This window comes from Bacillus sp. FSL K6-0138, assembly GCF_037982765.1.
In the GTDB taxonomy this organism is placed as follows: domain Bacteria; phylum Bacillota; class Bacilli; order Bacillales; family Bacillaceae; genus Bacillus; species Bacillus glycinifermentans.
On record NZ_CP150286.1, the window covers coordinates 2952858 to 2968396 of the forward strand.

Annotated in this window: 14 protein-coding genes; 3 read left to right on the plus strand and 11 right to left on the minus strand. The window is 47.4% G+C overall.

What is annotated here, in order from left to right; genetic code table 11:
• Window positions 1–150 precede the first annotated feature (150 nt).
• Window positions 151–597 carry a CBS domain-containing protein gene (locus MHB78_RS15690; RefSeq protein ID WP_099047036.1) on the minus strand — a complete coding sequence of 149 codons (447 nt, stop codon included), beginning with the start codon at window positions 595–597 and terminating at the stop codon, window positions 151–153.
• Between the two features lie 162 nt (window positions 598–759).
• On the opposite strand from MHB78_RS15690, the gene MHB78_RS15695 reads away from it, so the two are divergent.
• Window positions 760–1119 (plus strand): YugN family protein, encoded by a 360-nt coding sequence (locus MHB78_RS15695; protein WP_046130758.1) that lies wholly within the window; start codon window positions 760–762, stop codon window positions 1117–1119.
• 47 nt (window positions 1120–1166) lie between these two features.
• Here MHB78_RS15695 and ctaG read toward each other — a convergent pair whose 3' ends face one another.
• The 6 genes from ctaG to cyoE form a co-directional block, all read right to left on the minus strand.
• Window positions 1167–2057: a cytochrome c oxidase assembly factor CtaG gene (ctaG, locus tag MHB78_RS15700; protein WP_046130759.1), complete on the minus strand. Its 891-nt coding sequence runs from the start codon at window positions 2055–2057 to the stop codon at window positions 1167–1169.
• A gap of 18 nt (window positions 2058–2075) precedes the next feature.
• Entirely contained in the window at window positions 2076–2405 is a 330-nt protein-coding gene (gene ctaF, locus MHB78_RS15705; RefSeq protein ID WP_046130760.1) for a cytochrome c oxidase subunit IVB, read from the minus strand.
• Between the two features lies 1 nt (window position 2406).
• Window positions 2407–3030 (minus strand): cytochrome c oxidase subunit III, encoded by a 624-nt coding sequence (ctaE, locus tag MHB78_RS15710; RefSeq protein WP_046130761.1) that lies wholly within the window; start codon window positions 3028–3030, stop codon window positions 2407–2409.
• Window positions 3030–4901, minus strand: a complete 1872-nt coding sequence (gene ctaD / locus MHB78_RS15715; RefSeq protein WP_046130762.1) for a cytochrome c oxidase subunit I — start codon at window positions 4899–4901, stop codon at window positions 3030–3032. Before ctaD ends, ctaE begins: the two co-directional genes overlap by 1 nt.
• 28 nt (window positions 4902–4929) lie before the next feature.
• Window positions 4930–5997 (minus strand): cytochrome c oxidase subunit II, encoded by a 1068-nt coding sequence (gene coxB, locus MHB78_RS15720; protein WP_046130763.1) that lies wholly within the window; start codon window positions 5995–5997, stop codon window positions 4930–4932.
• Window positions 5998–6272: 275 nt separating this feature from the next.
• Window positions 6273–7199, minus strand: coding sequence for a heme o synthase (gene cyoE / locus MHB78_RS15725; protein WP_046130764.1), 927 nt, complete (start codon window positions 7197–7199; stop codon window positions 6273–6275).
• A gap of 403 nt (window positions 7200–7602) precedes the next feature.
• On the opposite strand from cyoE, the gene MHB78_RS15730 reads away from it, so the two are divergent.
• On the plus strand, window positions 7603–8517 hold the full coding sequence (locus MHB78_RS15730; protein ID WP_046130765.1) for a heme A synthase: 915 nt from the start codon (window positions 7603–7605) through the stop codon (window positions 8515–8517).
• 91 nt (window positions 8518–8608) lie between these two features.
• Here MHB78_RS15730 and pyc read toward each other — a convergent pair whose 3' ends face one another.
• From pyc to glsA, 4 genes are all read right to left on the minus strand, one after another.
• On the minus strand, window positions 8609–12052 hold the full coding sequence (pyc, locus tag MHB78_RS15735) for a pyruvate carboxylase (RefSeq protein WP_046130766.1): 3444 nt from the start codon (window positions 12050–12052) through the stop codon (window positions 8609–8611).
• A gap of 77 nt (window positions 12053–12129) precedes the next feature.
• Window positions 12130–13341, minus strand: coding sequence for a putative lipid II flippase FtsW (gene ftsW / locus MHB78_RS15740; RefSeq protein WP_046130767.1), 1212 nt, complete (start codon window positions 13339–13341; stop codon window positions 12130–12132).
• 252 nt (window positions 13342–13593) lie between these two features.
• The gene (locus MHB78_RS15745; protein ID WP_046130768.1) at window positions 13594–13875 is read right to left on the minus strand and encodes a YlaN family protein; all 282 of its coding nucleotides are present in this window, start codon (window positions 13873–13875) and stop codon (window positions 13594–13596) included.
• 117 nt (window positions 13876–13992) lie between these two features.
• Complete coding sequence (gene glsA, locus MHB78_RS15750) at window positions 13993–14922, minus strand: glutaminase A (protein ID WP_046130769.1); 930 nt, start codon at window positions 14920–14922, stop codon at window positions 13993–13995.
• Between the two features lie 121 nt (window positions 14923–15043).
• Between glsA and MHB78_RS15755 the strand changes: the two genes are divergently transcribed.
• On the plus strand, window positions 15044–15520 hold the full coding sequence (locus tag MHB78_RS15755; RefSeq protein ID WP_046130770.1) for a hypothetical protein: 477 nt from the start codon (window positions 15044–15046) through the stop codon (window positions 15518–15520).
• The last annotated feature ends 19 nt before the right edge of the window (window positions 15521–15539 follow it).

A 15539-nucleotide genomic window follows, 5' to 3' on the forward strand; every position in this document is an offset into this window, starting at 1 on the left:
TTTCCACCTCCTGCCAACGGATCAATATATCACATAAACGGCATACATCGCATTCCGCCGAAAAACTTATCTTTAGTGTCATTTAAACAGAACTCGGACGAATTTTCAATCACAATACAGCCTATTTGCAAATGATCGCAAATATGTTTTTTAATGAAGAAAATCGCCTGATCTCTCTTCATTTTCCGAAATAAACGTCAGCGCATCGCCTGCTTGACGGTTTGATTTTTCGTAAGTCGAGACATCCCCCAGCGTGATGATTCCCGTTAAAGTTTTCCCGTTTGTAACCGGGATCCGCCTGATCTGATGATCTCCCATGAGTTCGATTGCCTTTTCGAGAGAATCATCTTCTTGCAATGTTACAAGATCTGTCGTCATAACATTTGTTACTTTTTGCGAATTCGGCTTTCTGTCGGCTATGCCCCGCAGCACCAAGTCTCTGTCAGTCACAATGCCGACAAGCTCAAGGCTGTCATCGCGAACGACGGGAACCGCACCAATGTTGCCTTCCTTCATTTTCACCGCTGCTTCGTATACATTATCGAGAACCGTACAATATAACAAATCCTTTGTCATGATATCCTTAACACTTGCCAAAACAAAGACCTCCTCTTTTTGTTCCTATTGTCGTCAAGCCTTACATGATTCATACTTTCACAAAAATATTTAGATTACAGACTTCAGCAGGATTGAAAGTTTAACGCTTTCATACTATGATTGTCAGTAAAGGTAATTTTTTTAAAAAGGGGGCTTTAAGGGATGAAATTTGAAGAATCCGGTATTGAAGGGCTTACCGCTGAACTTAACCGGCTTGACGATATCATGAAAGAAGAAGGATTCGTCAGGGCTGGACAATGGGATTATGAACGAGTCACCTATGACCGCAAGTTTGACATGGTGGAGGGAAGATATTACCTGCGCGTTTTCGGATATGCAGTCGAAGGCGATGTCGGCGCAAGACGGGCAGTCATCAAACTGCTGACACCGCTTTTAGGAAAATATTATTACCCGCACGGTGTCGAGTATGGTGAAGAAGAGTATTTTCCAAAGCAATTGCTGCAAACGAGCGAGAACGTTTTAAAAAAAATAAAAGAAAAAGTATCCGCTCTCAACGTTTAAGCTTACATAAAAAGGTACAGCCCAACCCGGCTGTACCCTTTTTCGTTTCAATGAACCGTCGACGGAGAATAAGGCTCCTCCAGTTCATCTTTCGCCCTCTCCTTTTTAGCCCAGCTGAAAAAGACGATCGCTAAAAATGTTCCATACACAATTTCCTGGATGATCTTCATAATGATCGCTCCCAGCTGCTGGTCTTCAATGACCGGCAAGCTGCTGAACATCTCCGGTCCTGTGAGCGTCATGCCGCTCAGCATGTCAAGCGGAACACACAGCTTCATTGCTTCCGCCCATGCCGAAGGATCCGAATACGTCGAATACAGGGCCGTATCGCTAAACATAATCAATGCGCAGGCAGGCGTCAGCAAAATGCCGTCAGCCATGATGTAGCCCATTTTCAAGAGTCCGTTCATGTGCGGCAGTTCTTTCACCCGGTGAATAAGCGGCCACCACATGAAAAATGCGGCGACAAAGATCAAAACGGTAACAGCCGCGTGATAAACTGCGTTTGTTTTAATAAAATCAAACACGAGCGGAATATGGTACATCGAAAATAAACCGTTAAAAACGATGATCGCGATTAATGGCTTGGAACAAAATTGAAACAAGGGTTTTACAACCGGACGAAAAATCGCTTTTTTCCAAAACCAGGCCGGCACTCCAAGGATGAGAAGCGGCGGCACGACCAAGTATAAAATCGCCATCTGTGCCATATGCGCGCTGAACATAATATGGCCGAGCAAGTCGAGCGGACTTCCCTTGGAAACATATAAAAGAACCATGCCTGACAAAAACAGGGTGATTTCTTTCCGGGAAGCCCGTTCGTCTTCAGAACCAAAACGTCTGATCAGCACAAAATAAAGAGCGGTCAGGAAAAGGACGGCCCCTAGGAAATAGGGGCTCCAAAGGGCGCGAAAGCCGAATATCTCAAGGGTGCCCATGTGAGCATCCTCCTTTCTTTACCACCAGATCAAGGTCATAAACGCTAAGACGGTGACGAAAGCGACCAAAATCCCTGCGTAGAGAAACAAGGAAGGCGCTTCATGCCCCCGCTGGCTCATGTGCATAAAATAATACAGCTGAAATGCAACCTGAATGACCGCAAGCAGAAGAATGAACGGAACCGTAAACCATACCCCGGCATCAGCGGCCACCGCTAAAAATGCGACAACGGTCAAACCGATCATCAAGCCGAATGAAATCACCTGATATCTCATGTCCTCCGCATTTTTCTTTCTGCGGTATACGAGATCTGTTTTGGGGTTCCCTCTGTTTTCGTTATTGACCATGTTATCCCACCATCCCCATTAAATATACAACGGTAAAGATAAACACCCAGACAACGTCGATAAAGTGCCAATAAAGGCTCGCTACATAAAACTTCGGAGCGTTGTACAGGTTCAATCCCCGTTTCATATTCCGGATCATCAGCGCAAGAATCCAGAGAAGCCCGAAGGTTACGTGGGCTCCGTGCGTGCCGACAAGCGTATAAAAAGCAGAGCCGAGAGCGGAGCTCGTAATGCTGAATTTATACTCATGAATGTAATGTGTAAACTCATAAATCTCAAGTGCAAGAAAGCCTGCGCCCAGCAAAACGGTGATCCCGAGCCAAAACTGCATTTTTTTAAAGGCAAAATTCTTCATGTGATACATCGCATACACGCTTGTTAAGCTGCTCGTCAACAGAAGCATTGTCGCTAGAAACACAAGACCGAGATCAAACATTTCGCTCGTTTTCGGCCCTCCTGCTGTGGAGTCCCTCAGCGCGATAAAGGTTGCGAAGAGAGACGCAAACAGAACCGTCTCCCCTCCAAGAAACAGCCAAAATCCGATAAACTTGTTTTTTCCTTCTAAGGTTGCCTTTTCAGGATTAGCCGGGAAGGTTTCAGCCGTTAGTTTCTCTTCTGTGTGCATTATGCCTTCACCCCTTTGTCATCGTCATCCATCAGATCTTCCTTATGAATGTGGTAGCCGTGATCATCAATAACCGAACGAAGGAGCATCGAAAAGAATGTGATCCCGAGTCCGATCAGGATAACAGGCAAGCCCCAGGCAAACTCCGAACGGTACATAAAGCCGAACGCCGATACAAAAAGGCCGAAGGAAATAAAGAAAGGAAGAATGGAACCGTTCGGCATGTGGACATCCTGCAGCGGCTCCGCAGCCGTTAATGACCGTTTCCCCGCCCTTTTCTCGATCCATAATGCATCAAGTCCCCTGACCAAAGGCAGCTGTTTAAAGTTATACTCAGGCGGCGGGGACGAAACGGACCATTCCAGCGTTCTCCCGTCAAGCCATGGATCGCTGCCGGCTTTTTCCCCTTTCACCGTCGTTGCGATGATATTAATCACCAGAATGATAACGGCAACAGCCATCAAAAATGCTCCGATCGTACTGACCATGTTCGCCGTTTCAAACCCCTGATTCGGCAAAAATGTGAACACGCGTCTCGGCATTCCCCACAGCCCGAGCCAGTGCTGAATAAAAAACGTCAGATGGAAGCCGATGAAAAAGAGCACGAACGTAATCTTTCCTAAAGATTCATAAAGCATTTTCCCGAACATTTTCGGCCACCAGTAATGAGCTCCGGCTAAGATAGCGAACACCACTCCGCCTATGATGACGTAATGGAAATGGGCGACGACAAAGTACGTGTCATGGAACTGGTAGTCGGCAGGCGCGGCGGCAAGCATAACCCCGGTCACCCCTCCGAGGACGAAAGACGGAATAAATGATACCGCATAAAGCATCGGCGTCGTAAACTTGATGCTGCCGCCCCAGATCGTCAGCAGCCAGTTGAATACTTTGATCCCCGTCGGAACCGCGATGGCCATCGTCGCGACCGCAAAAATGGCGTTTGCAACGGGGCCGAGCCCGGTCGTAAACATGTGGTGAGCCCACACCATGAAGCCTAAAAATCCGATCAGTACTGTCGCAAATACCATTGACGAATAACCGAAAAGCCTTTTTCTCGAAAAAACCGGAATGATTTCGGAAAAAATTCCGAAAGCCGGAAGGACGAGAATATACACTTCAGGGTGACCGAAAATCCAGAACAGATGCTCCCAGATCACCGTATTTCCGCCTAATTCAGGATTGAAAAAGCTCGTGCCGAACAGGCGGTCAAACATTAAGAGCGCAATTCCGACCGTTAACGGAGGAAACGCAAACAATATGAGGGAGGAGGAGACGAACGTCGTCCACGTAAAAAGCGGGAGTCTCATATAGGTCATCCCCGGCGCCCTCATGGTGATGATCGTAGCGATGAAGTTGATGCCCGCAATCAGCGTCCCGATCCCGGAGATTTGCAGACCGAGCACAAAGAAATCGATTCCGTGCCCTTCTGAATGAAGGGACAATGAAGCATACGACGTCCAGCCGGCGTCAGGCGCCCCTCCCAAAAACCAGCTTAAGTTCAAAAAGATGCCGCCGAACAGGAACAGCCAAAATCCGAGTGAATTCAAAAACGGAAACGCGACATCCCTCGCCCCGATTTGAAGCGGGACGACCGCATTCATCAAGGCGAACAACAGCGGCATGGCCGCCAGGAAGATCATCGTCGTCCCGTGCATCGTCATAATTTCATTGTAGACGCCGGCGCTGACGAAGTCGTTTTGCGGAAACATCAGCTGAATTCTGATCATCATCGCTTCAATTCCGCCGAGCACAAAGAAGAATCCCCCGGCCACTAAATAAAGCACGGCTATTTTTTTATGATCGACAGTCGTTAAATAGTCCCATAACACAGCCCCAAAACCTTGCTTTTTTCTAAGCGTACTCACAATGTAACCTCCCTCTTCTCCCTTTGAAGCGTTAATCTTGTGTTTTTAGCCCCTTTAAGTATTCGGTCAGTGCATCGAGCTCCTTATCGTTTAAAGCCGGGTATGTTCCCGTCATTTTATTCCCCGGTTTAATGCTCTCAGGATCCTTGAGCCACGCTCTCAGGTTCTCGTCATTGAAGTCTTTGACGCCCGCTATTTTCGACCTTTCGCCAAAAGTGGCGAGATTCGGCGCCGTTCTGGCTGCTTCCGCCCTCTGATCCTTCGCATCGGTTGCATGGCAGCTCAGGCAGTTTTTCTCTTTGAAAACCTTCTCCCCTTCTACAGCGAGGTCTGTTTTCGGCTTCGATTTATCATTTTCCATGTTCTTCATCCACTGTTTGAACTCATCCTTCGGAAGCGCCTTAACTTTAAAATCCATTAAGGCGTGGGATGGTCCGCAAAGCTCAGCGCATTTGCCGTAAAAATATTCGCCCGCCTGTTCAGCCTTCTTTGAATCGAATGTCAGAAAGAATTTGTTGTCATTGTCTGTATTCGTATCAATCTTACCGCCGGCCGAAGGCACCCAGAAGGAATGTTTCACGTCTGAAGCCTTCAGTTTAAAATAGACGCGTTCATCCGTCGGCACGACCAGCTCCTGGCTCGTCACGACGCCGTAATCAGGATACTCGAATTCCCACCAGTAAAGATTTGCCCTGACATTGACCACAAGCGTTTTTTCAGGGTCTCTGTTCTTCTTATCCATCGGTTTCGTATCCGCCTGGCTGAAGGTTTGCGCGACCACGGGAACGACCAGTACAAGCAATAGAATAATCGGAATAACAGTCCATAAAATTTCTAAATTGCGATTTCCCTCAATCTGTTTCGGCATGTGGTCTTCACCGAGACGGGACCTTCTGTATTTCACGATGACAAAGATGAAAATGAAGCTCACTACGATGACGACGACCACCATGATCAGCGTGCTGAGAATCATCAGGAAATACTGCTGATCAGCCACTTCTCCCGCGGGTTTCAGCGTTGATAAAAACGGCTCTCCGCATCCTGCTAAAACGAGCGTCAAAATAGTGAACAGCGAAATCAGACGCCATTTCTTTAACATTTCACCCCAACCCCTTTTCAATGAATCCTTTTGAAACTTTCACTACTCCATCTTTATTAGAACACCCATTCACCCATCTGACTCCCATACCCAATAAAGCACTTACATTTCCTCTTTTCTTAAATAATGATCATTTTTACTCAAAATACCATCTATGTATGAACGTAAAGCCGCCCATATCAGATGACCGAGTAATCGTCTAAGGCGGCTTTTACAAGATTGTTGTCTGTTTCCGTGTTTAGGTGACAGCCTTCAATGTGATGAATATAGAGTTTTTATCCAATCTTAAATAGCGTAAGAACGACCATTGCCACAAAGAAAATGGTCAAGTAATTTAATGAATATACAAACATAAGCGTTGCCCACTTCATGATATCTTTGCTTCTGAAGCCTAAAAGGCCGCAGACGAGCCAGCCGATGTTCAATACCGTCCCGAGGACGACGATCGGCATGCCGAGCCCGCCGAGGAAAAACGGCAGCGGCATTAAGCAGGCGGTCCAGATGATAATCTGCCTTTTCGTTACTTCAAACCCGTGGACGACCGGCAGCATCGGAATGTCCGCAGCTCTGTACTCCTCCGTCTTCTTGATGGCAAGCGCCAGAAAGTGAGGAATCTGCCATATAAACATGATTAAAAACAGAACCCACGCCACAACACCGATCGATCCTTCGACAGCGGTCCAGCCGATCAGCGGAGGAACGGCCCCGGAAATACTGCCGATAATCGTATTGATTGTATAGCGGCGCTTTGACCACATCGTGTAAAGAAAAACGTACGTAAAGACGCCGACGAATCCGACGACAGCTGCCATAACGGTTGTCATCAGAAGCATGATAAAACCGAACGCAATCAGCAAAATGCCAAACCACAACGCCTGGGAGGGCTGGATTTTGCCGGTTACAGTCGGCCTGGTTTTCGTCCGCTGCATGAGCCGGTCGATGTCGCGGTCATAGTAGTTGTTGATGACGCAAGCCCCCGCTATGATGAGCGACGACCCTGCCAATGTGAACAGCACGATATCCAGATTTCCAAGAAAGCTCTGATTTGATAAATAAAAGGCAAGCCATATGCCTGTAAATGTTGTTATCAGGTTTGAGTATACAATCCCGACTTTGATCAGGGCGAGGAAATCCTTCCATGCCGTTGTTTCTTCTATTTGTCCATTCATTGCTGTATCAGCCGTAATTCTTGAATTAGCCAATAACGTTAACCCCCCTTACTCAAACCTTCATCACGTCAAGAGAAGCCGTATATTCATAAAAAACCTACAACTCTATCATACAAGATTACCGGATGGAAAAAAACATCCTATTAGATATTAATCGACAAACCGGTTTATATTTGTGAACTTTTTATGACTTTCATTACAGATGAAGGAAAAATTGTGAACGAGAGCGAAAAAATCTCCTCTATTCAAATATAGTTCTATCAAACCGGACCGGAATAATCAAGTCTTCAAATTCAAGAAAAATGTGAACGGTTTGTATTGCATTTTTGTGAACAATAATCATTATGAATTGCAGCAGAACATAAATTCGCTTAAACTTGAGAGTGGATAAAAATTTTTTTATCAGGCAGTTTGGATTAAAAGGGGAATTGAATTTATGAATAAAGCATTAAAATGGCTGGGAATTATTACGACTATCGCCATGCTCTTCGTGCTGATCGGCGGGGCTCTGGTCACGAAGACTGGTTCCGGAATGGGCTGCGGCAGATCGTGGCCGCTCTGTCACGGAAGCATATTCCCTGAGCTGACGTTGGAATCGATTATCGAATGGAGCCACAGATTTGTTAGCGGAACCTCCGGCATTCTCGTGCTGGCGCTTGCGATATGGAGCTGGAAAAAAATCGGTCATATCAGGGAAACGAAATTCCTTGCGGTGATGTCGGTCGTCTTTCTTATTCTCCAGGCGCTTCTCGGGGCCGCAGCTGTCGTCTTCGGCTCATCGGCTTTAATTATGGCTCTGCATTTTGGGATTTCACTCATTTCATTCGCTTCGGTCCTTCTGCTGACGCTTCTCATATTCGAAGCGGACAGCAATGAAAAGTCTGAGTCTTTTCATATAGGAAAAACGATGCGGTTTCATATGACGGGAATCATCGTATACACGTATATCGTTGTTTATACAGGAGCCTATGTCCGGCATACAGAGTCAAGCCTAGCCTGCCTGGACTTTCCGATGTGCAGCAGGGTGAAAGGCTGGGCGCCGTCCCAGTTCCACGAATGGGTGCAGATGGGCCACAGGGCGGCAGCCTTTCTTCTGTTCGCTTGGATCATCATAGCGGCTGTTCACGCGGCAAGACACTATAAAAACCAGAAGCGGATTTATTGGGGCTGGATGATTTCGGTTATATTGATCATCCTTCAGGCCGTGTCAGGAATTTTGGTCGTTCTGACCCGCCTGCAGCTGAGCCTTGCTCTCGCCCACGCATTCTTTATCTCATGCTTGTTCGGGGTTTTCTGCTACTTCTTGCTGCTCGCATCCCGTTACCGTCATCAATCCAAAACAAAACATTAAAAAACAGACGGCAAAAGCCCCTGCATTATGAAGCAGGGGCTTTTAAACCGCGCAAAACAGGCTGCCGATTTTTATCGGCAGCCTGCATTGTTTATTTCTTCATTTCGATGAGAAGGTCTCCGGTTTGAATCGCTTCACCGTTTGCGACATGAATGTTTTCGATTGTGCCCGAAAACGGAGCCTGGACGGTCGTTTCCATTTTCATCGCTTCATTGATCATCAAATGGTCGCCTTTATTGACTTGATCTCCCTTGCTGACCAAGAGCTTGATCACCGTTCCCGGCATCGATGCCGCGATATGATTCGGATTAGAACGATCCGCCTTTACTTTCTGGTGAACGGAGGATTTGATGCTCTCATCTTTGATGACCACTTCACGAGGCTGTCCGTTCAGCTCAAAGTAGACGACCCGCGTCGCATCAGAGCGCGGCTCCCCGATGGAGACCAGCTTCACGATCAGCGTTTTTCCTCTTTCGATCTCGACTTCAATCTCTTCGCCGAGCGTCATGCCGTAGAAGAAAGTCGGCGTGTCCAAAACGGAAATATTTCCGTATAGCTCAGCGGTTTGAACATATTCTGTAAACACTTTCGGATAGAGCGCGTAAGCAACGGCATCCTGATCAGAAAGCTCAACACCGTGTTTTTCCAAAAATTCCGCTTTTATCCCATCAAAGGAGACTGGTTCAAGCAATTCTCCGGGACGGACGGTAATCGGCTCCTGTCCTTTTAAAATGAGCTTTTGCAGTTTTTCCGGGAACCCGCCGTGTGGCTGGCCGAGGTACCCTTTAAACATTTCAACGACCGAATCAGGGAAGTCAAGGGATTCTCCCCTTTCGTAAATATCTTCTTCAGTCAGTTTATTCTGCACCATATAAAGCGCCATATCTCCAACTACTTTGGATGACGGTGTAACCTTTACGATATCCCCGAACAGATCGTTGACCCGCCTGTACATCGCTTTTACTTCGTTCCAGCGGTCGCCGAGGCCGACGCCTTTGGCCTGCTGCTGAAGATTGCTGTATTGTCCGCCAGGCATTTCGTGGTGATAGATTTCGGTATGAGGCGCATTCATTCCGCTCTCAAACTCACTGTAATATTTTCTGACGGTTTCCCAATATTGGGACAACGATTCAACCGCATCGACATTTAGCTGAGGACGGCGTTTATGGCCTTCAAGCGCGTGATATAGAGAGCTTGCGCTCGGCTGTGACGTCAATCCCGACATGGAGCTTACGGCCACGTCTACGATGTCGACGCCGGCTTCGATCGCCTTTGCATACATGTAAATGCCGTTTCCGCTCGTATCATGCGTATGCAAATGAATTGGAATATCCACGGTCTCTTTCAGTGCAGACACCAATTCATAGGCTGCCTGCGGCTTTAACAAACCGGCCATATCTTTAATGCCGAGAATATGGGCGCCGGCCGCTTCGAGCTCCTTAGCCATCGATGTGTAATACTCGAGGTTGTACTTCGTTCTTGCCGGATCAAGAATGTCCCCTGTATAGCAGATCGCCGCCTCGGCGAGTTTTCCGGATTCGCGGACGGCATCGATCGCAAGCGTCATGCCTTTTACCCAGTTCAGGCTGTCAAAAATACGGAACACATCGATCCCGGCAGCTGCCGATTCACTGACAAACTTTCGGATCAGATTGTCCGGATAGTTCTTATAACCGACCGCGTTTGACGACCTTAACAGCATTTGGAACATTGTGTTCGGAATTTCTTCCCGCAGTTCTTTGAGCCGTTTCCACGGATCTTCTTTCAGGAAGCGGTATGCCACGTCAAATGTTGCCCCGCCCCACATTTCAAGGCTGAACAGCTCCGGCCAGAGCGCAGCCGTCGGGTTAGCGATCTTCTTCAGGTCGTGGGTTCTGACCCTTGTCGCGAGCAGTGACTGATGAGCGTCGCGGAATGTTGTATCGGTCAAAAGCACCGATTCCTGCTCTTTCACCCACTTCACCAGCCCGTCGGCTCCCTGCTCGTCAAGGATCTGCTTCGTGCCGTTCGCAATCGGCTGATCAACGTCTGTTTTGACAATTCGCGGCTTGTCAAACTCAGGTTTCCCCTTTTTGTCGATGCCCGGGAACCCGTTAACCGTTACGTTTCCGATATAGGTCAGCATCTTTGTGCCGCGGTCTTTTTGTTTAGGAAATACAAAGAGCTCAGGCGTCGTATCGATAAATGATGTATCGTACTGCCCCGTCAGGAATTTTTCGTGTTTTGCCACATTTTCAAGAAAAGGAATGTTCGTTTTAATTCCTCTAATCCGGAATTCCTGAAGGTTTCGGACCATTTTCGCGGCAGCCTGCTCAAACGTCAGCGCCCAGGTCGACAGCTTGACGAGCAGGGAATCGTAGTAAGGCGTAATCACGGCTCCCTGGAAGCTGTTCCCCGTATCAAGGCGAACGCCGAATCCGCCGCCTGACCGGTATGCCATAATCTTTCCGGTATCAGGCATAAAGTTGTTTGACGGGTCCTCTGTCGTCACCCTCGACTGAATCGCATAGCCGTGCAAAGTGATCGCATCCTGATCCGGGATGTTCACCTCTTTGCTCTTCAGGCTCAGCCCGCCGGCGATCAAAATCTGCGTCTGAACGATATCAATGCCCGTCACCATCTCCGTGATGGTGTGTTCGACTTGAACGCGCGGATTGACTTCAATAAAGAAAAATTCGTCGTTTGCGACTAAAAATTCGACCGTTCCCGCATTGACGTAATCAACGTTTTTCGCGAGCGCAACGGCGGCTTCACAGATTTTTTCCCTCAGAGAATCGGAAAGTGAAACGCTCGGTGCGATTTCGATGACCTTTTGATGGCGCCTCTGTATGGAGCAGTCGCGGTCATAGAGGTGCACCACATTTCCTTCTTTGTCCCCGATCACCTGAACCTCAATATGCTTCGGCTTTTCGATCAGCTTTTCAAGGTATACTTCATCATTCCCAAAAGCGGCTTTCGCTTCTGACTTCGCCCGGTTATATGACTCCTCCAATTCGGATTCGTCTCTGACGATCCGCATGCCGCGGCCTCCTCCGCCAAGGGATGCCTTGATGATAAACGGATATCCGTATTGTTCAGCAAAACGCTTGACGTCTTCGACGCTTGCGACAGGGCCGTCGCTTCCCGGAATAACCGGAATGCCCGCCTTTTCCGCTTGTTCACGGGCTTTGACTTTATCCCCGAACATATCGAGGTGCTTTGAGGTCGGACCGATAAAAATGATGCCTTCCTCTTCACAGCGCTTGGCAAACTGGATATTCTCCGATAAAAACCCGTAACCCGGATGGATCGCATCTACGTGGTTTCGCTTCGCGATTTCGATGATGCCTTCAATATCCAGATAAGCATCGATCGGCTTTTTTCCTTCGCCGACCAAATACGCTTCATCAGCCTTGTATCTGTGATAGGATCCGCTGTCTTCTTTTGAGTAAATCGCCACCGTACGAATATTCAGTTCTGTACAGGCGCGAAACACCCGAATCGCGATTTCCCCCCTGTTTGCAACAAGTATTTTTTGTATAGGCTGTTGTGACATGTCGCTCCTCCTCATCCGCTGTTTTCATATGTATCTATTCTAAATGAATCAAATGAGGCTTGTACACGATTACTTTTTTAAAAATTTATACTTTTTTTATATTGATTTTCTTTAAGCTTTGTAGTATTAACAGGCTCTTTCCGCTTGTATCTGTCAAAATATTCATTGAACATGCTGATATTCACCAGCATCCCGGCGCATGCCATAAGCAATATGAGCGATGAGCCTCCGTAGCTGACGAACGGAAGCGTGACGCCTGTCAAAGGAATCAGGCCAGAGATGCCTCCCAGGTTGATGAAAGACTGGATCGCAATCATGCTTGATATCCCGATCGCTAAAAGGCTCCCAAACGGGTCATCGCATTTTCTCGCAATATAAAAACCCTTTAAAACGATGAAGCCGAGCAGCAGCACGACAAATAAAACGCCGAATATCCCGAGCTCTTCGGCGATGATCGCCATGATGAAATCGGTGTGCGATTCGGGCAGATAGCCGTACTTCTGGATGCTTTCTCCGAGCCCGAGGCCAAAAAGCCCCCCGGAACCGAGCGCAAGATACGAATTGACGACCTGAAATCCAGAGTTTTGAGCATCCTCAAACGGGTTTTGGTAGCTTTCAAACCGGCTCAGCCTCCCCGGAGTTAAGATGTTGTCCAAATTCAACAAAATCAAGGGACTGACAAGCAAAAGAACAATGCCCGCCAGCATCAGGAGCTTCAGCAGCGTCTTCCCGCTGAATCCGGAGCACAGAATAATGCACAACGCAATCAAACCGATGATCGTCGCCGTCCCGACATCGGGCTGAGCGGCTACCAATGCGCAGATGACGAGCGTAATCAGCGCCGGAGGGGCGATCCCCGCTCCCAAATTGTCGATGTAGCTTTGTTTTTTGGCATACACGGAAGAAAGATACAAGATGATCGTCAGCTTGACGAACTCTCCCGGCTGAATGCTTAAGCCCCCCAACTTGTACCAGCTTTGGGCGTTTCCCGCTACATGACCGACTGCAAACAGGGCGACCAAGGCGATGACGGAAGCAAGCAGCAATATTTTTTGGAATTTTTGATTGGCGAATGCCTTGTACGGAAAAAGTGCCGTGAATAAAAAGACAATCGTCCCGAACACCAGGAACGTGAGCTGCTTGTCAAAAAAATAGGAGCTGTCTTTATTGTACCTTGTCACCGCCGTGATCATGCTTGAGCTGTACACCATCACGAGTCCGAACCCGCACAGGAGAAATACAGCGAAGATTAGTGAATAATCATACGATTTGAGCATTCTTTTTATCATATTATCCTCTTCCTTACTTTTGCCCTTAAAATATTTGATATGATCTTTCGTTATTTTACTACACTTTCTTTAAAAGAACGAAAGATACCCTTTTATAAATCTTCGATATCCCGGTCTGTTTTTTATCGGCAGTACGGGCGTCTTCGTTTATTTCTCAAAAATAATAAAAAAAGCCTGCCGGCCATCTGTACTTACAGACACGTCGTCGACAAGCTGACTCAGACTAAAGAAGCATCCCCTTTAGCTATCCGTTTATTTTTTTGTAAAGGCTTCATGCAATGCAGACAATTCTCGTTCAAGCCTGTAAAGCAATTCTTTTCCTTCTTGTTCCTCTACCAATCCAAGGCGGACAGCAAAGTCAATTTCCCTTGAGAGTCCGAACATTTGTGTATCTAAAACCTCTTCATAAAGAGGACATTGAGGCATCGTTAAGTTGTCCATTTGCACTTGAATCAGCTTCAAAATTTTATCAGCATCACGTTTTAAAAGAGCAAGTGCTTTTTCACGATGATCGACTACAATCTCAGACGCCAAAAGTATCCCTCCGTTCCCCAGGCGAGTACCTAATTCTTCTATTTATAATAAAGCCTAACCTATAAAATTGCAAGCTATTTCTGCCCCCTTCGGCGCATCTCAGGATCATTCGGATTCTTAAAAAATGCTTAGGCTGTAATTTTCGGACAAAAGCTCAAGCAGGCGGATTCCGGCGATGCTGTTTCCTTTTTCATCCAGAGAAGGGCCGAAAATGCCGATTCCGAAGCTGTACGGAACAAGCCCCATGATTCCGCCGGAGACGCCGCTTTTTGCCGGTATTCCGATTTTAATCGCAAATTCGCCGCTTGCATTGTACATGCCGCAGGTCACCATAAACGTTTTGCAAATTCTCGCTATATCTTTCGGAATAAGCTGTTCCCCAGTTTCGGGGTGTTTGCCGTTTAAGGCAAACACACAGCCGATCTTCGCCAAGTCAAGGCTGTTCATCTGAATGGCGCATTGTTTCGTATACAGATCCATAACGTCCTCTACTTCCGCCTGAAAAATCCCGTGCTCTTTCATGTAATAGCATATCGCCCTGTTGACCATCGACGTTTGAAATTCCGAATCCGCGACCTTTTTGCAAAAAGAGATGCTCCGATTGTTTGCAAGCGCCCTGACAAACTCCAAAAGCCTGCCGATTCTATCAGATGATGTCGCCCCTTTCATCATGCTGGTTACGACCAGAGCGCCGGCATTGATCATCGGGTTGAGCGGCTTGCCCGGATTAACGGTTTCAAGCTTGATGATCGAATTAAACGGATCGCCCGTCGGTTCTTTCCCTACAAAATGAAACACTTTTTCAGGTCCGTGTTCCATCAAAACGAGCGCCAGCGCCAGCACCTTTGAGATGCTTTGAAGCGTAAAGACTTCTTTCACATCCCCCGCCGAAAGGCACGTCCCATCGGTATAGTAGACCGCGACCGACAAATCATCCCCCGACTGCTCCGCCAAAGCCGGTATGTATGAGGCTACTTTTCCTTTTGCGGTTACTTTTTTCGCTTCTGTGACAAAATGTTCGAGCTCGTCATTATGCCGGCAATTCACGTCTCTTCCCTCCATCCAAAGCATGAGTTTCTTTTATCTTTCCCTGAGGAAGCCCGCGTTATGAGAAGTGACAATCCAAAAGAAAGCGCTTATAATCTCTGTGAGGGAGTGGTGAGAAACAATGGAGATCATAACGATAACAGGAAATGTGAAATACTCGATTACGCTAGATCCGAGCGTCTGGATATTTGACGACCGAAAATTCGAACTGGACCGTTTTTTTTCAAATGAGGCGGAACAGGAACAGGAGTACCTTGACATCGATCGTGAGCGCATCATCAGTGAAGGCGCCGTATCGCCGCCGACTCTAAAATCAGAGAAGAAATACGAACGGGAAAAGTTGCTTGACGGAACATTCGCGATCAAGCTCGAACCGTTTTTACACAACGCGGAAGTGTCCGAGACTGCCGCTTTTTGCATCTTCAAAACAGAAGAAGGAGATTTCTCAGTTCCGATCGGGGAAGCAGGCGCCATCCTTCTCTGCTTCAGCAAAAACGGAAAGCCGCTGACAGAAGACGGGCCCGTCCATGTTTATTTCGCAGACGGCTCAAACCGGACAAACCCGATCAAAAACGTAAAAGAAATTCATGTCCAATAAGCCTATGATCAAGCGCATT